Origin of the sequence: Neisseria mucosa, assembly GCF_013267835.1 — a bacterium.
Classification (GTDB): Bacteria; Pseudomonadota; Gammaproteobacteria; order Burkholderiales; family Neisseriaceae; genus Neisseria.
The window spans coordinates 1856866-1877881 of record NZ_CP053939.1; the positions used below are offsets into that span (position 1 = coordinate 1856866).

A 21016-nucleotide genomic window follows, 5' to 3' on the forward strand; every position below is an offset into this window, starting at 1 on the left:
ACGCTTTGAAAGAAGATAAAAGGCCGTCTGAAAACATTTTCAGACGGCCTTTATTCATGAAGCAAAGGGCAGGCGGGATAACCGCCCTTTACAGTTGAAACCTTAGTTTTTTACAGCCCCAGCGACCAAGCATTTTGGTGTTCGGACAAGTCTTCCAAGCGGTTTTCGTAATGGGCGAAGATTTCTTCGATGATTTCGTCTTCGTCGTCGATGACGCGGATCAGGTTCAAGTCCTCTTCCAAAATCAGGTTTCTGCCCAGCAACTGTTCGCGTATCCAGTCCAACAGTCCCGCCCAAAATGCTTTGCCCACTAAGATAATCGGGCGGTCGGGCGTTTTGCCGGTTTGCACCAAGGTCAGGCTTTCAAACAATTCGTCCAATGTGCCGAAACCGCCGGGCATGACGACATACGCCACGGCGTGTTTGACGAACATGACTTTGCGCGGGAAGAAGTGTTGGAATTTAATCGACAAATCTTGATACGGATTGGCTTTTTGCTCGTGTGGCAACACGATATTCAGCCCCACCGCCGGACTTGCGCCTGCAAACGCGCCTTTGTTGGCCGCTTCCATAATGCCCGGCCCGCCGCCGGAAATCACGGAAAATCCGGCATCCGACAGCTTGCGTGCCAAGCGCAATGTGAATGCGTAGTCGGGATGGTTTTCGGGCGTGCGCGCGCTGCCGTAAATGCTGACGGCCGGCTGAATGGCGCGTAATTCTTCGCCGGCTTCGACAAATTCGGAAATAATCTTCAATACATGATACGACTCGCGCGCCTGAATATCGCGGCGGGTTTCGTCGGGCAGCATGGGTTTGGGCAGTTTTTTGAGCAGGCTCACGGCTTTTCCTTCGTGTTTTGTGTGCTGTATTGTAACCCGAAAGGGGCAGGCCGTCTGAAAGTTGGGTTTTGGCGGCAAGTGTGCCTGCCACATTTTCAAAAGCCCGTTACAATATCTGCTTTTATTCAACTGCTCCGCCATGCTCGATATTATCCACCGCGACAGCCGCACCATCGCCGTCAACAAACCTGCTGGAATGCTGGTGCACCGAAGCTGGTTAGACAAACATGAAACCCGTTTTGCCGTGCAGACCCTGCGCGACCAAATCGGGCAGCACGTCTATCCCGTCCACCGCCTCGACCGCCCGACTTCCGGCGTCTTGCTGTTTGCCCTCGATACGGAAGCCGCACGATTATTGACGCAGCAGTTTGAAAACAAAACCATCGAAAAAACTTATTGGGCGATTGTCCGTGGCCATCTGCCTTCAGACGGCCTGATTGATTACGCCCTCAAATATATGCCCGACAAAATCGCCGAAGCGCAGACCGAAGCCACTTTGCAGGAAGCACAAACCGCCTACCGTTGTCTGGCGCAAACCGAGTTGCCGTTCCAATCCGCCCTGCGTTATCCGACCTCTCGTTATTCGTGGGCCGAACTCACGCCGCACACCGGCCGCAAACACCAACTCCGCCGCCATATGAAACACATTTTCCACCCCATCGTCGGCGACACCAACTACGGCGATTTGCGCCAAAACCATGCCGTTGCCGAACATGTCGGCACGCAACGCCTGATGTTGCACGCGCGAAGCCTCAGTTTTCAAAGCATAGAAGACGGCAGCCGGATGACCGTACAAGCGCCGATAGACAACGACTGGCGGCTTTGGTTGGAAAAATTCAAAACCGAGGCCGTCTGAAAACTGAAACCGCACATTTTCAGACGGCCCGGTCATGGAAAAAAACAGGCAAATCCCTTACAATACGCCCCTAAAATTTTGAAAGAACACAAGAATCATGGAAGCCGAATTAATCAACCAGCTTAATAACACCCTAAATGACTTGGAGAAGCGCAGCGAAGACATCCGCGTCTATATGGACTATCAGGGCAAGAAAGACCGATTGGAAGAAGTCATCGGCCTCTCCGAAGACCCGGAACTTTGGAACGACCCTAAACGCGCCCAAGAAATCGGCAAAGAGCGCAAAATTCTCGAAGGCATCGTGTTGACGCTCGACAACATCGCATCAGGCATCGAAGACAACCGCATGCTGATTGAAATGGCCGTCGAAGAAAACGACGAAGAAGGTTTCGCCGCCGTGCAGGAAGATGTGGCCGGTTTGGAAAAACAAATGGCCGACCTCGAATTCAAACGAATGTTCAACCAGCCTGCCGACCCGAACAACTGCTTTATCGACATCACCGCAGGCGCGGGCGGTACCGAAGCCGAAGACTGGGCGGGCATGCTGTTCCGCATGTACAGCCGCTACGCCGAGCGCAAAGGCTTCAAAATCGAAATCCTTGAAGAAGACGACGGCGAAATCGCGGGCATCAACCGCGCCACCATCCGCGTGGAAGGCGAGTACGCCTACGGCCTGCTGCGTACCGAAACCGGCGTTCACCGCTTGGTGCGCTATTCGCCGTTTGACTCGAACAACAAACGCCATACGTCTTTTTCATCCGTGTTTGTGTACCCCGAAATCGACGATTCCATCGAAATCGAAATCAACCCGGCCGATTTGCGTATCGACACTTACCGCGCATCCGGTGCCGGCGGTCAGCACATTAACAAAACCGACTCCGCCGTGCGTATTACCCACGAGCCGACGGGAATTGTGGTGCAATGTCAAAACGACCGCTCGCAACACGCCAACAAAGCTGCTGCGATGGAAATGTTGAAATCCAAACTGTACGAATTGGAAATGCGCAAACGCAACGAAGAGAAACAGGCATTGGAAGACGGTAAGTCCGATGTGGGTTGGGGCAGCCAAATCCGTTCGTACGTCTTAGACTCCTCACGCATCAAAGACTTGCGCACAGGCTACGAAGTCGGCAACACCAAAGCCGTTTTGGACGGCGACTTGGACGGCTTCATCGAAGCCAGCCTGAAACAAGGCGTATAAACCGTAAAACATAAAATGCCGTCTGAAAGATTTCAGACGGCATTTTTCAGTTTGAAAGAAACATTATTTTGCAAATATTAAAACATGTTTTGCAAATGCAAAGATTGGCGGTAATATATAGTTTCTATAAAAATGATTGGTAGGTATAACAGGCCGTCTGAAGCCTGATCCTGTCCAATATAATTAGGAGAACTTATTAAATGTCCGGTCAAAAGCTGTCTTCTGCCGAGAAAACTTTCTTCGGCCATCCTTTGCAATTATCCACCCTATTCCATATTGAGCTGTGGGAGCGTTTTTCCTTCTACGGTATGCAGGGCATCCTGCTGATTTATCTGTATTACACCGCGAGTCAAGGCGGTTTGGGTATGGATAAAGCCTTGGCCGGCGGCATTGTCGGCGCGTACGGCGGCAGCGTTTACCTGTCCACCATTCTCGGTGCGTGGTTGGCCGACCGCATTTGGGGTGCGGAGCGTACCCTGTTTATCGCCGGCATCGTCGTGATGACCGGCCATATTTTATTGGCGATCGTACCGGGTTTGATGGGATTGCTGCTGGGTTTGGTGTTTATCGCGCTGGGCAGCGGCGGCGTGAAATCGTCTGCCGGTTCGATGGTCGGTTCTTTGTATGAACGGGAAGACCTGCGCGAATTGCGTGATGCCGGTTTCTCTATTTTCTATATTTCCATCAATATCGGCGGCTTCTTAGGCCCGTTGTTGACCGGTATTTTGCAAGACAGGATGGGTTTCCATTACGGTTTCGGCGCGGCGGCCGTCGGCATGGCATTCGGCCTGCTGTGGTATTCGCGCGGCCGTAAAAACCTGCCGCATACGCCGGTTCCCAATCCGTTGCGCCCTGAAAAGGTGCAGACCGCCATGGCTGTCGGCGTGTTGCTGGTTTTGGTGTTGGGCAGCGTGATTGCTTCCGGCGCACTCACCCTTGAAAACTTCTCCCGCTGGCTCTTGGGCGTGGTTATCGTTACCGTCGTCGCTTATTTCGCGCGCCTGTTGGGCAGCAGCCACGTTGAAGCGGCCAATAAACGCTATATTGTGGCCTATATTCCGCTGTTTTTGACCATTTGTATGTTCTGGGCGGTTTGGTTTCAGGTGTACACCGTTGCAACGGTCTATTTTGACGAAACGGTGGACCGTACTTTCTTCGGCTTTACCGTGCCTGTTTCATGGAAAGATTCGATACAGGCCATGTGGGTGGTCCTCTTTTCCGGCGTGATGGCGGCGGTGTGGACGAAAATGGGCAAACGCCAACCTAAAACGCCGTTGAAGTTTGCACTGGCCATGTTGGTAACCGGCGTCTCTTATTTGAGTTTTATTCCGTATATTTCATCCGGAACCCCGATGCCGATTATCGTGTTTATGCTGGTATTGCTGGCGATTACGATAGGCGAGCTGATGCTGTCGCCGATTTCGCTGTCGTTTTCTACCAAAATCGCACCGAGCATGTTTAAAACACAAATGGTTGCTTTGAATTTCTTGGCATTGTCCATCGGCTTTACCTTGGGCGGAGTGTTGTTTAAAGACTACTACAATGCTCAGTCGCCATTGGATTTCTACTGGATGCTGGCCACCATCGGCGCGGTAACCTGCGGTATCCTGTTGGTACTCGCCCCGGTATTGAACCGCATGCTCAAAGGTGTCGATTGATTTTTCCATTTAAATGGATGTGATGTACGCAGGCCGTCTGAAAATAATCTATTTCAGACGGCCTCATGTTTTATTGAGAATTGGAAAGAGGGCGGATTCGGGGCATAAATCGGATAGGCGGAGAATCCGAATGAAATGATACATGATTAAACCGAAATTAAAATTTAGAAATATTAAATACAAATAAGAATTGTTCTCATAACTTTATTGAATTTATTGAGGTTTTTTTGCTGATTTGCTGATATTTACCTTTAAATGGCTTTTGAAATTCGATAAAATGGTAATCTATTTTTAAGATTTGTCTGTCAACCAGTTAGGTACGACCATGTTGGCCAGTTATTTTCCCGTCCTCGTATTCATCCTCGTCGGCCTTGCGGCCGGTGTGCTGTTTATCCTGCTCGGCACGATTTTGGGTCCGAAACACCACTACGCCGAGAAAGATGCGCCTTACGAATGCGGTTTCGAAGCCTTTGAAAACGCAAGGATGAAATTCGACGTACGTTATTACCTCGTCGCCATCCTCTTTATCCTCTTCGATTTGGAGGTTGCGTTTATGCTGCCGTGGGCAGTGGTATTTAAAGAATTGGGTACATACGGCTTCTGGTCTATGCTGGTGTTTATCGTCGTTTTGACGGTAGGCTTTGTTTACGAATGGAAAAAAGGTGCGCTGGAATGGGAATAGAAGGCGTTTTGAAAAAAGGTTTCATCACTACCAGCGCGGATACGGTGCTGAACTATATGCGTACCGGTTCGCTGTGGCCGGTTACTTTCGGTTTGGCCTGTTGCGCCGTGGAAATGATGCACGCGGGTATGGCGCGTTATGACCTTGACCGTTTCGGTATCATTTTCCGTCCGTCCCCCCGTCAGGCCGACCTGATGATTGTGGCGGGTACGCTCACCAACAAAATGGCGCCTGCACTGCGCCGCGTGTACGACCAGCTTGCCGAGCCGCGCTGGGTGTTGTCTATGGGCTCGTGTGCCAACGGCGGCGGCTATTATCACTATTCTTATTCCGTCGTGCGCGGTGCCGACCGCGTCGTGCCGGTAGACGTTTATGTGCCGGGTTGTCCGCCGACTGCGGAAGCCCTGATTTACGGCCTGATTCAGCTCCAGCAAAAAATCAAGCGCACTTCCACCATCGCGCGTGACGAGTAAGGAGAGGACGATATGGCAAGCATTCAAAACTTATACGAGACCGTCGTCGGCGTGTTCGGCGAGCAGGCAGGCAAAGTCATTTCAGCTTTGGGTGAGATTACCGTCGAGTGTCTGCCCGAACACTATATTTCAGTCATGACCGCATTGCGCGACCATGAAGATTTGCATTTCGAGCTTCTGGTCGACTTGTGCGGCGTCGATTACAGCACTTACAAAAACGAAGTATGGCAGGGCAAACGCTTTGCCGTCGTCAGCCAGTTGCTTTCCATTAAAAACAATCAACGCATCCGCGTACGTGTCTGGGTTTCAGACGACGACTTTCCCGTAGTCGAATCCGTAGTCGATATTTACAACAGCGCGGATTGGTACGAACGCGAAGCCTTCGATATGTACGGCATCATGTTCAACAACCATCCCGACCTGCGCCGCATCCTGACCGATTACGGCTTTGTCGGACATCCGTTCCGCAAAGACTTCCCGATTTCTGGCTATGTCGAAATGCGTTACGACGAAGAGCAAAAACGCGTGATTTACCAACCCGTTACCATTGAGCCGCGCGAGATCACGCCGCGTATCGTCCGTGAGGAGAACTACGGTGGCCAATAAATTAAGAAACTACACCATCAACTTCGGCCCGCAACACCCTGCGGCGCACGGCGTATTGCGTATGATTTTGGAGTTGGACGGCGAACAAATCGTCCGTGCCGACCCGCATATCGGCCTCCTGCACCGCGGTACTGAAAAACTGGCTGAAACCAAAACCTATCTGCAAGCCCTGCCCTATATGGACCGCTTGGACTACGTTTCCATGATGGTCAACGAGCAGGCGTATTGTTTGGCAGTAGAAAAACTTGCCGGTATCGATGTACCTATCCGCGCCCAATACATCCGCGTGATGTTCGCCGAAGTAACGCGCATCCTCAATCACTTGATGGGCATCGGTTCGCACGCTTTCGACATCGGCGCGATGACCGCCATCCTTTACGCCTTCCGTGACCGCGAAGAGCTGATGGACTTGTACGAAGCCGTGTCCGGCGCACGTATGCACGCCGCCTACTTCCGTCCCGGCGGCGTTTACCGCGACCTGCCCGATTTCATGCCTAAATACGAGAGCAGCAAATTCCGCAATGCCAAAGTATTGAAGCAGCTCAACGAATCCCGCGAAGGTACCATGCTCGACTTTATCGACGCCTTCTGCGAACGTTTTCCGAAAAACATCGATACACTCGAAACCCTCCTGACCGACAACCGTATTTGGAAACAGCGTACCGTCGGCATCGGCGTTGTCACTCCTGAGCGCGCCATGCAAAAAGGCTTTACCGGCGTCATGTTGCGCGGTTCCGGCGTGGAATGGGATGTACGTAAGAAACAGCCTTACGAAGTGTACGACAAAATGGATTTCGACATTCCCGTCGGCGTCAACGGCGACTGCTACGACCGTTACCTCTGCCGTATGGAAGAAATGCGTCAATCCGTACGCATCATCAAACAATGTTCCGAGTGGTTGCGTGTCAATCCGGGTCCGGTCATTACCACAAACCACAAATTCGCTCCGCCCAAACGTACCGAAATGAAAACAGGTATGGAAGACCTGATTCACCATTTCAAACTCTTTACCGAGGGTATGCACGTTCCCGAGGGCGAGACCTACACCGCTGTCGAACATCCGAAAGGCGAGTTCGGCGTTTACATCATTTCAGACGGCGCAAACAAACCCTACCGCCTGAAAATCCGCGCACCCGGCTTCGCCCACCTGCAAGGCATGGACGAAATGGCAAAAGGCCACATGCTGGCCGACGTCGTTGCCATCATCGGTACGCAGGACATCGTATTCGGGGAGGTTGACCGATAATGTTATCCGCAGAATCCTTAAAACAAATTGACATCGAGTTAGCAAAATATCCTGCCGACCAACGCCGTTCCGCCATTATGGGCGCATTGCGTATTGCCCAAACCGAAAAAGGCTGGCTTGCGCCTGAGACCATCGCCTTTGTCGCAGATTATATCGGCATTTCGCCTGCACAAGCCTACGAAGTCGCTACTTTCTACAATATGTACGACCTCGAGCCTGTCGGCAAATACAAACTGACCGTTTGTACCAACCTGCCCTGCGCCCTGCGCGGCGGCATGGCTACCGGCGAATATCTGAAGAAAAAACTCGGTATCGGCTACGGCGAAACCACGCCCGACGGCAAATTTACCCTTGTCGAAGGCGAATGCATGGGCGCATGTGGCGACGCACCGGTCATGCTGGTCAACAACCACAGCATGTGCAGCTTTATGACCGAAGAAGCAATTGACAAGAAACTTGCCGAACTGAAATAAAAGGCCGTCTGAAAAGTTTTGGGTAGCGTGGACTCATACCAATAAGATAATCGCAATAAAGATAACAAATCTAGGATTAACACGGAAAATTGCAATGAGCAGCATAGACTATCATGTATCCACCACTATGTTGGATTGGATAGCTGAAACCCAAGCCACCAATAGAAATGGTTTGGCGGAACTTGTTGCGCCTAAAAAACGCCAAAAATTTCTTGAAGGTATTATTAACCAAAGTCAAGCCGACAAGTTAATTAAAATGGCAAATATTCCGTTTGGTTTTCTGTTTCTGAACCAGCCTCCGCCCGAGAATTTTGGGAAGCCGTCTTTACCTGATTTCCGTACTGTGCAAGACAGTGAGCCTTTATCTGCCGATTTCTATGCGGTATTAAGTGATATTGACGATAAAGTTGATTGGTATCGCGATTATTTGCGCCAAACTGATAGGTTGCCTGAAAGTTTACCATTTGTTGGTAAATTTGGTTTGAAGGATACAGCAGAAACGATTGCTACTGATATTGCAATAACCATTAATTATGATGTAAGCGAACGTCGAAAACGAAGTAAAGACGGTTATTTTGGTTATATCAGTAGTCTATTGGAGCAAGTTGGGGTTTTAGTATTTAAAAGTGGGATTGTTGGCGGTAATACTCACAGAAAATTAAATGTACGGGAATTTCGTGGTTTTGCTATTGCTGATAAACAAGTGCCTGCTATTTTTATAAATGGTGCAGACGCAGCTTCTGCCCAACTGTTTACCCTTTTGCATGAAACTGCGCATATCTGGCTAGGAGAAAGTGGAGTTTCTAATCCAGATCCAACTAGTGAAAATAAAACTGAGCAACTTTGTAACCGTGTTGCCGCAGAATTTCTTGTTCCAAATAAAGAGTTCACAAGGGCATGGCAATCTGAAACAGCTATTGAAGAAAATCTAGAAACATTAGCAAGGCAGTTTCATGTCAGTACTTATGTAATTGCCATTAAGGCTTATCAGAATAAACTGATAGTACAAAAAGAGTGGCAAAAAATCCGTCAAAAAGTATTGAATACGTCAAAGAAAGAGAGTAGTGGTGGGAATCCTTATGCCACCATTCCATTGCGTAATAGCAAGAGATTTACTCAGACTGTTATTAGAGCAGCAATGAATAAAGAAATATTATTAAGAGATGGTGCAAAATTATTAAATACTATGCCAGCAACAATGGTTGAGCTTTATAAGAGAAGTAAAGGATAAAGATTGATGACACATTATTTGTTAGATAGCAATATTTTCATTCAGTCATCTTTCTTGGAGTACCGCTTCTCATTTTGTGGTGGTTTTTGGGAATTGTTGAGAACGTTGCATGATGCCGGGAGGGTGTCTTCTATTCGTGCAGTGAAGCACGAGTTAACTAAGAAAGATGATGAATTAGCACAATGGATAAAGACTTTACCTGATGATTTTTTTCGAGATGAAAGAACGAGAGAAACTCAAATTCGTTATGCTGAATTAATGAATTGGGCAGCAAATAATTCACAATTTACTGATGCTGCTAAAAACAAATTTGCTTCTGAGCATGCAGACCCATGGCTGGTTTCATATGCAGCAACAAATGGTATGAAGATTGTTACGCATGAAAGATATGACCCAAATATTAGAAAGTCGGTAAAAATTCCGAATGCTGCCAAGCAAATTAATGTGGAATGCGTGAATTTATATGATTTTTTAGAGCTGGTTTCAGAAAATAACTTCCAAATGAAACCATGATGAAATAAATGAAGGTCTCAGGCGTTCTGAAACCTGAAAGATGCAAAACATTCGAAAACAGGCACACCAAAAATGGCTATTTACCAATCAGGCGTGATTTTTGACCAAGTGGATACCGCCAATCCCGATTGCTGGACATTGGACGAATACGTCAAACGTGGCGGTTATACCGCCCTGCGTAAAATCCTGTCCGAAAACATCTCGCAAAGCGATGTGATTGACGAGGTCAAAGCCTCCGGCTTGCGCGGTCGTGGCGGTGCAGGCTTCCCGACCGGTTTGAAATGGAGCTTTATGCCCCGTTCCTTCCCGGGCGAAAAATACGTCGTTTGCAACACCGACGAAGGCGAACCGGGTACATTTAAAGACCGCGACATTATTATGTTCAATCCTCATGCCCTGATTGAAGGCATGATTATCGCCGGTTACGCGATGGGCGCGAAAGCAGGCTACAACTACATTCACGGCGAAATTTTCGAAGGCTACCAACGCTTTGAGGCCGCACTCGCCCAAGCGCGTGCCGCAGGTTTTTTGGGTAAAAATATTTTGGGTTCGGATTTTGAATTTGAACTCTTTGCCCACCACGGCTACGGCGCATATATTTGCGGTGAAGAAACCGCATTGCTCGAATCGCTGGAAGGCAAAAAAGGCCAGCCGCGCTTCAAACCGCCATTCCCTGCATCGTTCGGCTTGTACGGCAAACCGACCACCATCAACAATACCGAAACGTTCTCCTCTGTCCCATTCATTATCCGTGACGGCGGACAGGCATTTGCCGACAAAGGTATTCCGAATGCAGGTGGTACCAAATTGTTCTGTATTTCCGGCCACGTTGAGCGTCCTGGCAACTATGAAGTGCCATTGGGTACGCCGTTTGCCGAAGTCCTGAAAATGGCAGGCGGTATGCGCGGCGGTAAAAAACTTAAAGCCGTCATTCCCGGCGGTTCGTCCGCGCCCGTGTTACCTGCCGATATCATGATGCAGACCAATATGGACTATGACTCGATTTCCAAAGCAGGCTCCATGCTCGGTTCTGGCGCGATTATCGTGATGGACGAAGACGTGTGCATGGTGAAAGCCCTTGAGCGCCTGAGCTACTTCTACTACGACGAGTCTTGCGGCCAATGTACGCCTTGCCGAGAAGGTACGGGCTGGCTCTACCGCATCGTCCACCGCATCGTAGAAGGCAAAGGCCGTATGGAAGACTTGGATTTGCTGGATTCTGTCGGCAACCAAATGGCAGGCCGCACCATCTGCGCCCTCGCCGATGCCGCCGTCTTCCCTGTCCGCAGCTTTACCAAGCATTTCCGTGATGAGTTTGTGCATTACATCGAACACGGCGGACCGATGAAACCAAATAAGTGGTGCTAAATTTTCAGACGGCCTCTAAAAGAATTATTTATTAAATACCCGTAACTAGGAACGAACCATGTTACAAATCGAAATCGACGGCAAACAGGTATCTGTGGAGCAGGGCGCGACGGTGATTGAAGCCGCGCACAAGCTCGGTACTTATATCCCGCATTTCTGTTACCACAAAAAACTTTCCATTGCCGCCAACTGCCGTATGTGTTTGGTGGACGTGGAAAAGGCCCCCAAACCCCTGCCCGCCTGTGCCACGCCGGTTACAGACGGCATGATTGTGCGTACGCATTCGGCAAAAGCCCGAGAGGCGCAAGAAGGTGTGATGGAGTTCCTGCTCATCAACCATCCGCTTGATTGTCCGACCTGCGACCAAGGCGGCGAATGCCAGTTGCAGGATTTGGCGATGGGCTACGGCAAAAATACCAGCCGTTATACCGAAGAAAAACGTTCCGTCGTCGGCAAAGACATGGGTCCTTTGATTTCCGCCGAAGAAATGAGCCGTTGTATCCACTGTACCCGTTGCGTGCGTTTCACTGAAGAAATTGCCGGCGTGCAAGAAATCGCTATGGCCAACCGCGGCGAACATTCCGAAATCATGCCTTTTATCGGCAAAGCAGTGGAAACCGAATTGTCGGGCAACGTCATTGATTTGTGTCCTGTCGGCGCATTGACCAGCAAACCGTTCCGCTTCAACGCGCGTACTTGGGAGCTGAACCGCCGCAAATCCGTTTCTGCCCATGATGCTTTGGGCAGCAATCTGATTGTACAAACCAAAGACCATACCGTCCGCCGCGTGTTGCCGTTGGAAAACGAAGCCATCAACGAATGCTGGCTGTCCGACCGCGACCGTTTCGCCTACGAAGGCCTGTATCACGAAAGCCGTCTGAAAAACCCGAAAATCAAACAGGGCGGCGAGTGGATGGATGTGGATTGGAAAACCGCGTTGGAATATGTCCGCAGCGCAATCGAATGTATCGCCAAAGACGGCAACCAAAACCAAGTCGGCATTTGGGCCAATCCGATGAATACGGTTGAAGAGCTGTATCTGTCCAAAAAACTTGCCGACGGTTTGGGCGTTAAAAACTTTGCCACCCGTTTGCGCCAACAAGACAAACGTCTTTCAGACGGCCTTAAAGGTGCGCAATGGTTGGGACAAAGCATCGAATCTTTGGCTGACAACGATGCCGTATTGGTAGTCGGTGCGAACTTGCGCAAAGAACAGCCGCTCCTGACCGCCCGTCTGCGCCGCGCCGCCAAAGACCGCATGGCTTTGAGCGTATTGGCCAGCAGTAAAGAAGAATTGTTTATGCCGCTTCTGTCTCAAGAAGCCGCACATCCCGACGAGTGGGCAGGCCGTCTGAAAAATCTGTCTGCCGATGCAGAACACGCTGTTACCGCCAGCCTGAAAAACGCTGAAAAAGCAGCGGTGATTTTGGGCGCGGAAGTGCAAAACCATCCCGATTACGCCGCCATTTATGCCGCCGCGCAAGAGCTGGCAGACGCGACCGGCGCAGTGCTGGGCATTTTGCCGCAAGCCGCCAACAGCGTCGGTGCGGATGTATTGGGTGTGAACTCGGGCGAGAGCGTTGCCGAAATGGCAAACGCGCCGAAACAGGCAGTCGTGCTGCTCAACGTCGAGCCTGAAATCGATACGGTTGACGGCGCAAAAGCCGTAGCCGCGTTGAAACAGGCGAAAAGCGTGATGGCGTTTACGCCGTTTGTCAGCGAAACGCTACTGGACGTGTGCGACGTATTGCTGCCGATTGCGCCGTTTACCGAAACCTCGGGCAGCTTCATCAATATGGAAGGCCGTCTGCAATCCTTCCACGGCGTGGTACAAGGTTTCGGCGATTCGCGTCCGCTGTGGAAAGTGTTGCGCGTATTGGGCAACCTGTTTGACCTGAAAGGTTTTGAATACCACGATACCGCTTCGATTCTGAAAGATGCGCTGGATGCAGAAAGCCTGCCGTCCAAACTGGACAACCGCAGCACATGGGCAGGGGAGGGCGTTCAGACGGCCTCAGACCGCCTCGTCCGTGTCGGCGGCGTCGGTATTTATCACACTGATCTTATCGTGCGCCGTTCCGCGCCGTTGCAAGAAACCAGCCATGCCGCCGTGCCTGCCGCGCGTGTGAATCCGAACACATTGGCACGCTTGGGCCTGCAAGACGGACAAACCGCTGTCGCCAAACAAAACGGCGCAAGCGTATCGGTTGCCGTCAAAGCCGATGCCGATTTGCCTGAAAACGTGGTGCATCTGCCGCTGCATACCGAAAATGCCGCGTTGGGTGCGTTGATGGACACTATTGAACTGGCGGGAGCTTGATCATGCAAGAATGGTTCCAAAACCTCTTTGCCGCAACGCTCGGTCTGGGCGATTTGGGTATCACCGTAGGCTTGGTGGTATCCGTCATCGTCAAAATCGTGATTATCTTGATTCCGCTGATTCTGACCGTTGCCTACCTGACGTATTTCGAACGTAAAGTCATCGGCTTTATGCAGCTTCGTGTCGGTCCGAACGTAACCGGCCCGTGGGGTCTGATTCAGCCGTTTGCCGACGTGTTCAAACTCTTGTTTAAAGAGGTAACCCGTCCGAAGCTGTCAAACAAAGCCCTATTCTATATCGGCCCGATTATGTCGCTTGCCCCGTCTTTTGCGGCGTGGGCGGTGATTCCGTTCAACGAAGAATGGGTGCTGACCAATATCAATATCGGCCTTTTGTACATCCTGATGATTACCTCGCTGTCGGTTTACGGCGTGATCATCGCGGGCTGGGCTTCCAACTCCAAATATTCGTTCCTGGGCGCAATGCGTGCTTCCGCACAAAGCATTTCCTACGAAATCGCCATGAGTGCCGCGCTGGTGTGCGTTGTGATGGTGTCGGGCAGCATGAACTTCTCCGACATCGTTGCCGCACAAGCCAAAGGTATTGCCGGCGGTTCAGTATTCTCGTGGAACTGGCTGCCGCTCTTCCCCATCTTCATCGTCTATCTGATTTCCGCCGTTGCCGAAACCAACCGCGCGCCGTTTGACGTGGCAGAGGGTGAATCTGAAATCGTTGCCGGTCACCACGTTGAATACTCCGGCTTCGCATTCGCGCTGTTCTTCCTTGCCGAATACATTTTCATGATTCTGATTGCCGCGCTGACATCGCTGATGTTCCTCGGCGGCTGGTTGTCTCCGTTCCCGCAAAGCTGGGGCTTTATCGGTACGCCTTCCGCATTCTGGATGTTCGTGAAAATGGCGGCGGTTCTGTACTGGTACCTGTGGATCCGTGCAACTTTCCCGCGCTACCGTTACGACCAAATCATGCGTTTGGGCTGGAAAGTGCTGATTCCGATCGGCTTCGCCTACATCGTGATTTTGGGCGTGTGGATGATTTCACCGCTGAATTTGTGGAAATAGGGCAGGGAGGCCGTCTGAAAGTTTTCAGGTAGCCTGAACCCCAAATTTTTAACCGTTTCAAACCGAGAGAAACCGATGAAAGCTCAATGCCTGTGCGGCGCAGTATCACTGGAAACCGCCGAAAACCGCGAACTCCACGCCTGCCATTGCGGGAAATGCCGCACATGGGGCAGCGGCGCGTCTTTTACTTTGGCCGCCCGGTCGCCCGAAATCACAGGCAGCGAGCACATCGCGCATTATCAGTCGTCCGAATGGGCGCAACGCTGTTTTTGCAAACACTGCGGCACACACCTGTTTGTGCAGGTTGGCAACGATTATTACATCAACGCCGGGCTGTTTGCCGACAACGCGGGCTTTGAAACTACCTCACAAATCTTTATTGATTGCAAAGCTCCGTATTATGACTTGGCCAACGATACCCCGAAGCTGACCGAAGCCGAGTTTTTAGAAATGGTGGGCGCGGCAGGTTAAAAAAACCGCTTTCAGACGGCCTGTAAACAGAACAATCCGAAAAGAGCATCCGAAAATGGCTAATTTAGTAAAAACCTTCCTGCTGGGCGAATTGGTGAAAGGCATGGGCGTAACGCTCAAAAACTTTTTTGCCCGCAAAGACACAATTTATTTCCCCGAAGAGAAAACGCCGCAATCCGTGCGTTTCCGCGGCCTGCACGCGCAACGCCGTTATCCGAACGGCGAAGAGCGCTGTATTGCGTGTAAATTGTGTGAGGCAGTTTGTCCGGCAATGGCGATTAACATCGAATCGGAAGAACGCGAAGACGGTACCCGCCGCACCAAGCGTTACGACATCGACCTGACCAAGTGCATCTTCTGCGGTTTCTGCGAAGAGGCCTGCCCGACCGATGCGATTGTGGAAACCCATATTTTTGAATACCACGGCGAGAAAAAAGGCGACTTGCACATGACCAAGCCGATTCTTTTGGCCATTGGCGACAAATACGAACCCGAAATCGCCAAACGCAAAGCCGCTGACGCGCCGTATCGTTAAGGAGCAGACGAATGACTTTTTCCGCGATTCTGTTCTATATCCTTGCCGCCATCGTTTTGTACGGTGCGGTTCGTACCGTTACTGCTAAAAACCCCGTACATGCTGCTTTGCATCTGGTGCTGACCTTCTGCGTGAGCGCGATGATTTGGATGCTGATGCAGGCCGAGTTTTTGGGTGTGACGCTGGTGGTGGTTTACGTCGGCGCCGTGATGGTGTTGTTCCTGTTCGTCGTGATGATGTTGAACATCGACATCGAAGCCATGCGCGCCGGTTTCTGGCGTCATGCGCCTGTTGCCGGCGTGGTCGGCACATTGTTGGCGGTTGCCCTGATCCTGATTTTGGTCAACCCGAAAACCGACTTGGCCGCATTTGGTCTGATGAAAGACATTCCGGCCGATTACAACAATATCCGCGATTTGGGCAGCCGTATTTATACTGACTACCTGTTGCCGTTTGAGTTGGCGGCGGTATTGCTGCTGTTGGGTATGGTGGCCGCGATTGCGCTGGTTCACCGCAAAACTTTCAATCCAAAACGTATGGATCCTGCAGACCAAGTCAAAGTACGCGCCGATCAAGGCCGTATGCGTCTGGTGAAAATGGAAGCGGTCAAACCGCAAGTCGAATCTGCCGAAGAAAGCGAAGTTTCAGACGGCCTCAAGCCGGAAGGGGAGGGCAAAGCATGATTACCTTGACGCATTATCTGGTATTGGGTGCGCTCCTGTTCGGTATCAGCGCAATGGGTATCTTTATGAACCGCAAAAACGTGCTGGTATTGCTGATGTCCATCGAGCTGATGCTCTTGGCGGTGAACTTCAACTTTATCGCTTTCTCCCAATATTTGGGCGATACTGCCGGACAGATTTTCGTATTCTTCGTATTGACCGTTGCCGCTGCCGAATCCGCCATCGGTTTGGCAATTATGGTGCTGGTGTACCGTAACAGAAAAACAATCAACGTTGCCGATTTGGATGAGTTGAAAGGGTAATCATGAACGACATGACTTTATATTTGGTAATTGCCCTTGTGCCTTTGGCAGGCTCACTGATTGCAGGTTTGTTCGGCAACAAAATCGGACGTGCCGGTGCGCATACGGTTACGATACTCGGTGTGGCGGTGTCCGCCTTGCTGTCGGCTTATGTGCTGTGGGGATTCCTCAATGGCAGCCGTACCAAGTTTGACGAGAACGTCTATACTTGGTTGACAATGGGCGGCTTGGATTTCTCCGTCGGCTTCTTGGTCGATACGATGACGGCGATGATGATGGTCGTAGTAACCGGCGTATCGTTGATGGTGCATATCTATACCATCGGCTATATGCACGATGAAAAAGTCGGCTACCAACGCTTCTTCAGCTATATTTCTTTGTTTACTTTCAGCATGTTGATGCTGATTATGAGCAACAACTTCATCCAGCTCTTCTTCGGCTGGGAGGCTGTGGGTTTGGTGTCGTACCTTTTGATCGGTTTCTATTTCAAACGTCCGAGCGCAACATTTGCCAACCTGAAAGCCTTTTTGATCAACCGTGTCGGCGACTTCGGCTTTTTGCTCGGTATCGGCTTGGTGCTTGCCTATTTCGGCGGCAGCCTGCGCTATCAAGATGTATTCGCCTATCTGCCCAACGTACAAAATGCCACCATCCAACTGTTCCCCGGTGTGGAATGGTCTTTGATTACCGTAACCTGTTTGCTCCTGTTTGTCGGTGCGATGGGTAAATCGGCGCAATTCCCGTTGCACGTTTGGCTGCCTGATTCGATGGAAGGCCCGACACCGATTTCTGCATTGATTCACGCCGCAACCATGGTTACCGCCGGTCTGTTCATGGTATCGCGTATGTCGCCGATTTATGAGATGAGCAGCACTGCGTTGTCTGTCATCATGGTAATCGGTGCGATTACTGCCCTGTTTATGGGTTTCTTGGGCGTGATTCAAAACGACATCAAACGTGTGGTTGCGTATTCCACCTTGTCTCAACTGGGCTACATGACCGTGGCACTGGGTGCGTCTGCCTATTCCGTGGCGATGTTCCACGTGATGACCCACGCTTTCTTTAAAGCCTTGTTGTTCTTGGCCGCAGGTAGCGCGATTATCGGTATGCACCACGACCAAGACATGCGCCATATGGGCAACCTGAAAAAATACATGCCGATTACTTGGCTAACCATGCTGATCGGTAACTTGTCGCTGATCGGTACGCCGTTCTTCTCCGGCTTCTACTCCAAAGATTCAATTATCGAAGCGGCGAAATACAGCACCCTGCCGGGCAGTGGCTTTGCCTATTTTGCCGTCCTTGCCAGCGTGTTTGTTACCGCGTTTTACGCATTCCGCCAATACTTTATGGTGTTCCACGGCGAAGAGAAATGGCGCAGCCTGCCTGAACATCATGACGATAATCATGGAGAAGAGCATCACGGCTTGGGCAAAAACGACAATCCGCACGAAAGCCCGCTGGTCGTTACCCTGCCTTTGATTTTGCTTGCCATTCCGTCCGTCATCATCGGCTATGTTGCCATCGAGCCTATGCTTTACGGCGATTTCTTCAAAGACGTGATTTTCGTCAATGCCGATGCGCATCCGACCATGCACATCATGAAGGAAGAGTTCCACGGCGCATTGGCAATGGTGTCGCACAGCCTGCATTCGCCTGTACTCTACCTTGCTATCGCAGGCGTGTTGAGCGCATGGCTCTTGTACGTCAAACTGCCGCACCTGCCAGCCAAAATTGCACAGGCGTTCCGTCCGATTTACGTTTTGTTTGAAAACAAATACTACCTCGACGCCCTGTATTTCAACGTCTTTGCCAAAGGCACGCGCGCATTGGGTACTTTCTTCTGGAAAGTCGGCGATACCGCCATTATCGACAACGGCATCGTCAACGGCTCTGCCAAACTGGTCGGCGCGATTGCCGCGCAGGTACGCAAAGTCCAAACCGGCTTCATCTATACCTATGCCGCCGCTATGGTATTCGGCGTATTAGTACTGCTCGGCATGACCTTCTGGGGATTGTTCCGATAAAAGCGGGATTTCAGACGGCCTGTTTATAGTTTGTGTATAGGGCCGTCTGAAAAAGAAAATTTGAGCAACAATGATTGAAGACAAATTACCGCAAACCCTGGACGAAGTCCGTGAAGCCATCGATGGTTTGGATAAGGGATTAATCGAATTACTCGCCCGCCGGCAGAAATTGGTACGGCAGGCTGGTCGTCTGAAACCTAAAAACGATGTGCAGGCGGTTTCTGCGCCCGAACGGGTGGCTCAAGTGATTGCCTCTCGCCGCGCTTATGCCGAAAAGGCCGGTTTGTCGCCCGAAGTAGCAGAAGCAGTTTGGCGCAGCATGATTGATGCGTTCATTAAACTTGAGATGGACACCAACCGTACCGACGGGGCGTAGTCAAAATCTTCGGATAACGGTTTTGACAAGAAAAATAGGGAAGAGGCCGTCTGAAATATAAAGGCGAGAAAAAACCATGTCGGACACACAAATCATCCGCTCCGCCGAATTTACCGCTTCCCGCGCATGGGGCGCACTCGACATCGCCAATATGAACGGCATCACCGTGCGCCTGCACTGGACGAACCAGCCCTACACATGGCACATCAACGACGGCGAGGAAGTGTTTGCCGTGATGGATGGCGAAGTTGAGATGCACTACCGAGAAAACGGCGAAGAACACATCGTTCGTTTAAAAAGCGGAGATATCTTCTATGCAGGAATCGGCACGGAACACGTCGCCCATCCGTGCGGCGGGGCGCGGATTCTGGTGATTGAGAAAGAGGACAGCGTTTGAGGCCGTCTGAAAAGAAGGTTTGAGACAGCAACAGAATAAGAGAATGACGGCAGATATACATTTTTCTTGATTTTGCCGTACACAAAATACACAATCTTTTTCAGACGGCCTCCTGAAATGTCGTCTGGAAACCAACCCATACAACTATATTTTTTATTTTAACCACAGGTTAACCACTATGTTTTCCAACTACCTACTCAGCTTGGCAATATGGATACCCATCGCCGCAGGTGTGCTGGTTTTGGCGACCGGTAAGGACAGCCGTGCGCCGCTGGCGCGTGTGCTTGCCTTCATGGGTGCGCTTGCCGGTTTCTTGGTAACGCTGCCCCTGTTTACCGGTTTCGACCGTTTGAGCGGCGGTTATCAGTTTACCGAGTTCCACGAGTGGATTCCGCTGCTGAAAATCAACTACGCATTGGGCGTGGACGGTATTTCAGTGCTCTTTATCATTTTAAATGCGTTTATTACGCTGTTGGTGGTATTGGCCGGTTGGGAAGTCATTCAGAAACGTCCGGCGCAGTATATGGCCGCTTTCCTGATTATGTCGGGTTTGATTAACGGCGCGTTTGCTGCGCAGGATGCGATTCTGTTTTATGTGTTCTTCGAGGGTATGCTGATTCCGCTGTACCTGATTATCGGTGTATGGGGCGGTCCACGCCGCGTCTATGCGTCGGTCAAGCTGTTCCTCTATACGCTGATGGGTTCGCTTTTGATGCTGGTTGCCATGGTTTACCTGTACTATCAGACAGGCAGCTTCTCTATTGTCGATTTCCAAAACATCAAACAGATTCCGTTGGGCGTGCAACAGCTTTTGTTTGCGGCATTCTTCCTGTCATTCGCCGTAAAAGTGCCGATGTTCCCTGTGCACACTTGGTTGCCGGATGCCCACGTTGAAGCGCCGACCGGCGGTTCGATGGTGTTGGCGGCCATTACGCTGAAGCTGGGTGCGTATGGTTTCTTGCGCTTTATCCTGCCGATTATGCCGGATGCGGCACGCTATTTTGCCCCTGTGATCATCGTATTGAGCCTGATTGCCGTGATTTACATCGGTATGGTGGCTTTGGTGCAAACCGATATGAAAAAACTGGTGGCATACTCTTCCATCAGCCACATGGGTTTTGTCACTTTGGGTATGTTCCTGTTCGTGAACGGCCAACTGAATGACTGGGCATTGAAAGGCGCAATCGTTCAAATGATTTCCCATGGTTTTGTGTCTGCTGCGATGTTTATGTGTATCGGTGTGATGTACGACCGCCTGCATACCCGCAATATTGCCGACTATGGCGGCGTGGTCAATGTGATGCCTAAGTTCGCGGCGTTTATGATGTTGTTCGGTATGGCCAATGCCGGTCTGCCTGCGACTTCCGGCTTCGTGGGCGAGTTTATGGTGATTATGGGCGCGGTTAAAGTGAATTTCTGGGTAGGCGCGTTGGCTGCCATGACCTTGATTTACGGTGCGTCTTATACCCTGTGGATGTACAAACGCGTTATTTTTGGTGCGATCCACAATCCGCACGTTGCCGAAATGAAAGACATCAATTGCCGCGAATTTGCGATTTTGGCGATTTTGGCGGTTGCTGTTTTGGGCATGGGTCTGTATCCGCAAGCGTTTATCGAAGTGGTGCATCAAGCGGCAAACGATTTGATTGCCCATGTGGCACAAAGCAAGATTTGAGGTGT

At 50.8% G+C, this 21016-nt stretch carries 22 protein-coding genes; 21 read left to right on the top strand and 1 reads right to left on the bottom strand.

Annotated elements, in window-relative coordinates; genetic code table 11:
* Positions 1 to 110 precede the first annotated feature (110 nt).
* Positions 111 to 839: a TIGR00730 family Rossman fold protein gene (locus tag FOC66_RS08885; protein WP_003747857.1), complete on the bottom strand. Its 729-nt coding sequence runs from the start codon at positions 837 to 839 to the stop codon at positions 111 to 113.
* A gap of 139 nt (positions 840 to 978) precedes the next feature.
* Between FOC66_RS08885 and truC the strand changes: the two genes are divergently transcribed.
* The 21 genes from truC (at position 979) to FOC66_RS08990 (ending at position 21011) form a co-directional block, all read left to right on the top strand.
* Positions 979 to 1695, top strand: coding sequence for a tRNA pseudouridine(65) synthase TruC (truC, locus tag FOC66_RS08890; protein WP_003747860.1), 717 nt, complete (start codon positions 979 to 981; stop codon positions 1693 to 1695).
* A 97-nt stretch (positions 1696 to 1792) separates the two neighbouring features.
* Positions 1793 to 2896, top strand: coding sequence for a peptide chain release factor 2 (gene prfB / locus FOC66_RS08895; protein ID WP_003747862.1), 1104 nt, complete (start codon positions 1793 to 1795; stop codon positions 2894 to 2896).
* A 200-nt stretch (positions 2897 to 3096) separates the two neighbouring features.
* Positions 3097 to 4554: an oligopeptide:H+ symporter gene (locus FOC66_RS08900; RefSeq protein ID WP_003747865.1), complete on the top strand. Its 1458-nt coding sequence runs from the start codon at positions 3097 to 3099 to the stop codon at positions 4552 to 4554.
* A 325-nt stretch (positions 4555 to 4879) separates the two neighbouring features.
* Entirely contained in the window at positions 4880 to 5236 is a 357-nt protein-coding gene (locus FOC66_RS08905) for an NADH-quinone oxidoreductase subunit A (RefSeq protein ID WP_003747867.1), read from the top strand.
* Entirely contained in the window at positions 5227 to 5709 is a 483-nt protein-coding gene (locus FOC66_RS08910) for a NuoB/complex I 20 kDa subunit family protein (protein WP_002215610.1), read from the top strand. The genes FOC66_RS08905 and FOC66_RS08910 overlap by 10 nt, the downstream gene beginning before the upstream one ends.
* A gap of 12 nt (positions 5710 to 5721) precedes the next feature.
* Positions 5722 to 6315 carry an NADH-quinone oxidoreductase subunit C gene (locus tag FOC66_RS08915; RefSeq protein ID WP_003747870.1) on the top strand — a complete coding sequence of 198 codons (594 nt, stop codon included), beginning with the start codon at positions 5722 to 5724 and terminating at the stop codon, positions 6313 to 6315.
* Positions 6305 to 7561 (top strand): NADH dehydrogenase (quinone) subunit D, encoded by a 1257-nt coding sequence (nuoD, locus tag FOC66_RS08920; RefSeq protein ID WP_003747872.1) that lies wholly within the window; start codon positions 6305 to 6307, stop codon positions 7559 to 7561. Before FOC66_RS08915 ends, nuoD begins: the two co-directional genes overlap by 11 nt.
* Complete coding sequence (gene nuoE / locus FOC66_RS08925) at positions 7561 to 8034, top strand: NADH-quinone oxidoreductase subunit NuoE (protein ID WP_003747873.1); 474 nt, start codon at positions 7561 to 7563, stop codon at positions 8032 to 8034. The genes nuoD and nuoE overlap by 1 nt, the downstream gene beginning before the upstream one ends.
* Positions 8035 to 8128: 94 nt before the next feature.
* Positions 8129 to 9265 (top strand): ImmA/IrrE family metallo-endopeptidase, encoded by a 1137-nt coding sequence (locus FOC66_RS08930; protein WP_003747874.1) that lies wholly within the window; start codon positions 8129 to 8131, stop codon positions 9263 to 9265.
* A gap of 6 nt (positions 9266 to 9271) precedes the next feature.
* Positions 9272 to 9778 carry a DUF4411 family protein gene (locus tag FOC66_RS08935; protein ID WP_003747875.1) on the top strand — a complete coding sequence of 169 codons (507 nt, stop codon included), beginning with the start codon at positions 9272 to 9274 and terminating at the stop codon, positions 9776 to 9778.
* 72 nt (positions 9779 to 9850) lie between these two features.
* The gene (nuoF, locus tag FOC66_RS08940) at positions 9851 to 11146 is read left to right on the top strand and encodes an NADH-quinone oxidoreductase subunit NuoF (RefSeq protein WP_003747876.1); all 1296 of its coding nucleotides are present in this window, start codon (positions 9851 to 9853) and stop codon (positions 11144 to 11146) included.
* A gap of 58 nt (positions 11147 to 11204) precedes the next feature.
* Positions 11205 to 13466 carry an NADH-quinone oxidoreductase subunit NuoG gene (nuoG, locus tag FOC66_RS08945; RefSeq protein ID WP_003747877.1) on the top strand — a complete coding sequence of 754 codons (2262 nt, stop codon included), beginning with the start codon at positions 11205 to 11207 and terminating at the stop codon, positions 13464 to 13466.
* Between the two features lie 2 nt (positions 13467 to 13468).
* Positions 13469 to 14545: an NADH-quinone oxidoreductase subunit NuoH gene (gene nuoH / locus FOC66_RS08950; protein ID WP_002216340.1), complete on the top strand. Its 1077-nt coding sequence runs from the start codon at positions 13469 to 13471 to the stop codon at positions 14543 to 14545.
* Between the two features lie 75 nt (positions 14546 to 14620).
* The gene (locus tag FOC66_RS08955; protein WP_003676990.1) at positions 14621 to 15016 is read left to right on the top strand and encodes a GFA family protein; all 396 of its coding nucleotides are present in this window, start codon (positions 14621 to 14623) and stop codon (positions 15014 to 15016) included.
* 55 nt (positions 15017 to 15071) lie between these two features.
* Positions 15072 to 15551, top strand: a complete 480-nt coding sequence (gene nuoI, locus FOC66_RS08960; RefSeq protein WP_003747878.1) for an NADH-quinone oxidoreductase subunit NuoI — start codon at positions 15072 to 15074, stop codon at positions 15549 to 15551.
* An 11-nt stretch (positions 15552 to 15562) separates the two neighbouring features.
* A complete protein-coding gene (locus tag FOC66_RS08965) occupies positions 15563 to 16234 on the top strand; it encodes an NADH-quinone oxidoreductase subunit J (protein ID WP_003747879.1) in 672 nt (223 codons plus the stop codon).
* Entirely contained in the window at positions 16231 to 16536 is a 306-nt protein-coding gene (gene nuoK / locus FOC66_RS08970; RefSeq protein ID WP_003747881.1) for an NADH-quinone oxidoreductase subunit NuoK, read from the top strand. Before FOC66_RS08965 ends, nuoK begins: the two co-directional genes overlap by 4 nt.
* A 2-nt stretch (positions 16537 to 16538) precedes the next feature.
* The gene (gene nuoL, locus FOC66_RS08975; RefSeq protein WP_003747882.1) at positions 16539 to 18563 is read left to right on the top strand and encodes an NADH-quinone oxidoreductase subunit L; all 2025 of its coding nucleotides are present in this window, start codon (positions 16539 to 16541) and stop codon (positions 18561 to 18563) included.
* A gap of 70 nt (positions 18564 to 18633) precedes the next feature.
* The gene (locus FOC66_RS08980; protein WP_003747884.1) at positions 18634 to 18939 is read left to right on the top strand and encodes a chorismate mutase; all 306 of its coding nucleotides are present in this window, start codon (positions 18634 to 18636) and stop codon (positions 18937 to 18939) included.
* 76 nt (positions 18940 to 19015) lie between these two features.
* Positions 19016 to 19336, top strand: coding sequence for a cupin (locus FOC66_RS08985; RefSeq protein WP_003747886.1), 321 nt, complete (start codon positions 19016 to 19018; stop codon positions 19334 to 19336).
* A gap of 178 nt (positions 19337 to 19514) precedes the next feature.
* Positions 19515 to 21011 carry an NADH-quinone oxidoreductase subunit M gene (locus FOC66_RS08990; RefSeq protein WP_003747888.1) on the top strand — a complete coding sequence of 499 codons (1497 nt, stop codon included), beginning with the start codon at positions 19515 to 19517 and terminating at the stop codon, positions 21009 to 21011.
* Positions 21012 to 21016 lie beyond the last annotated feature (5 nt).

What these genes read in the sequence shown, in the direction of transcription:
- FOC66_RS08910 (WP_002215610.1), top strand. Translation starts at nt 5,227, where the DNA reads ATGGGAATAGAAGGCGTTTTGAAAAAAGGTTTCATCACTACCAGCGCG.
- nuoE (WP_003747873.1), top strand. Translation starts at nt 7,561, where the DNA reads ATGTTATCCGCAGAATCCTTAAAACAAATTGACATCGAGTTAGCAAAA.
- FOC66_RS08965 (WP_003747879.1), top strand. Translation starts at nt 15,563, where the DNA reads ATGACTTTTTCCGCGATTCTGTTCTATATCCTTGCCGCCATCGTTTTG.
- nuoF (WP_003747876.1), top strand. Translation starts at nt 9,851, where the DNA reads ATGGCTATTTACCAATCAGGCGTGATTTTTGACCAAGTGGATACCGCC.
- truC (WP_003747860.1), top strand. Translation starts at nt 979, where the DNA reads ATGCTCGATATTATCCACCGCGACAGCCGCACCATCGCCGTCAACAAA.
- FOC66_RS08935 (WP_003747875.1), top strand. Translation starts at nt 9,272, where the DNA reads ATGACACATTATTTGTTAGATAGCAATATTTTCATTCAGTCATCTTTC.
- nuoG (WP_003747877.1), top strand. Translation starts at nt 11,205, where the DNA reads ATGTTACAAATCGAAATCGACGGCAAACAGGTATCTGTGGAGCAGGGC.
- FOC66_RS08955 (WP_003676990.1), top strand. Translation starts at nt 14,621, where the DNA reads ATGAAAGCTCAATGCCTGTGCGGCGCAGTATCACTGGAAACCGCCGAA.
- FOC66_RS08905 (WP_003747867.1), top strand. Translation starts at nt 4,880, where the DNA reads ATGTTGGCCAGTTATTTTCCCGTCCTCGTATTCATCCTCGTCGGCCTT.
- FOC66_RS08985 (WP_003747886.1), top strand. Translation starts at nt 19,016, where the DNA reads ATGTCGGACACACAAATCATCCGCTCCGCCGAATTTACCGCTTCCCGC.
- prfB (WP_003747862.1), top strand. Translation starts at nt 1,793, where the DNA reads ATGGAAGCCGAATTAATCAACCAGCTTAATAACACCCTAAATGACTTG.
- FOC66_RS08900 (WP_003747865.1), top strand. Translation starts at nt 3,097, where the DNA reads ATGTCCGGTCAAAAGCTGTCTTCTGCCGAGAAAACTTTCTTCGGCCAT.
- FOC66_RS08915 (WP_003747870.1), top strand. Translation starts at nt 5,722, where the DNA reads ATGGCAAGCATTCAAAACTTATACGAGACCGTCGTCGGCGTGTTCGGC.
- FOC66_RS08980 (WP_003747884.1), top strand. Translation starts at nt 18,634, where the DNA reads ATGATTGAAGACAAATTACCGCAAACCCTGGACGAAGTCCGTGAAGCC.
- nuoI (WP_003747878.1), top strand. Translation starts at nt 15,072, where the DNA reads ATGGCTAATTTAGTAAAAACCTTCCTGCTGGGCGAATTGGTGAAAGGC.
- nuoK (WP_003747881.1), top strand. Translation starts at nt 16,231, where the DNA reads ATGATTACCTTGACGCATTATCTGGTATTGGGTGCGCTCCTGTTCGGT.
- nuoH (WP_002216340.1), top strand. Translation starts at nt 13,469, where the DNA reads ATGCAAGAATGGTTCCAAAACCTCTTTGCCGCAACGCTCGGTCTGGGC.
- nuoL (WP_003747882.1), top strand. Translation starts at nt 16,539, where the DNA reads ATGAACGACATGACTTTATATTTGGTAATTGCCCTTGTGCCTTTGGCA.
- FOC66_RS08930 (WP_003747874.1), top strand. Translation starts at nt 8,129, where the DNA reads ATGAGCAGCATAGACTATCATGTATCCACCACTATGTTGGATTGGATA.
- FOC66_RS08990 (WP_003747888.1), top strand. Translation starts at nt 19,515, where the DNA reads ATGTTTTCCAACTACCTACTCAGCTTGGCAATATGGATACCCATCGCC.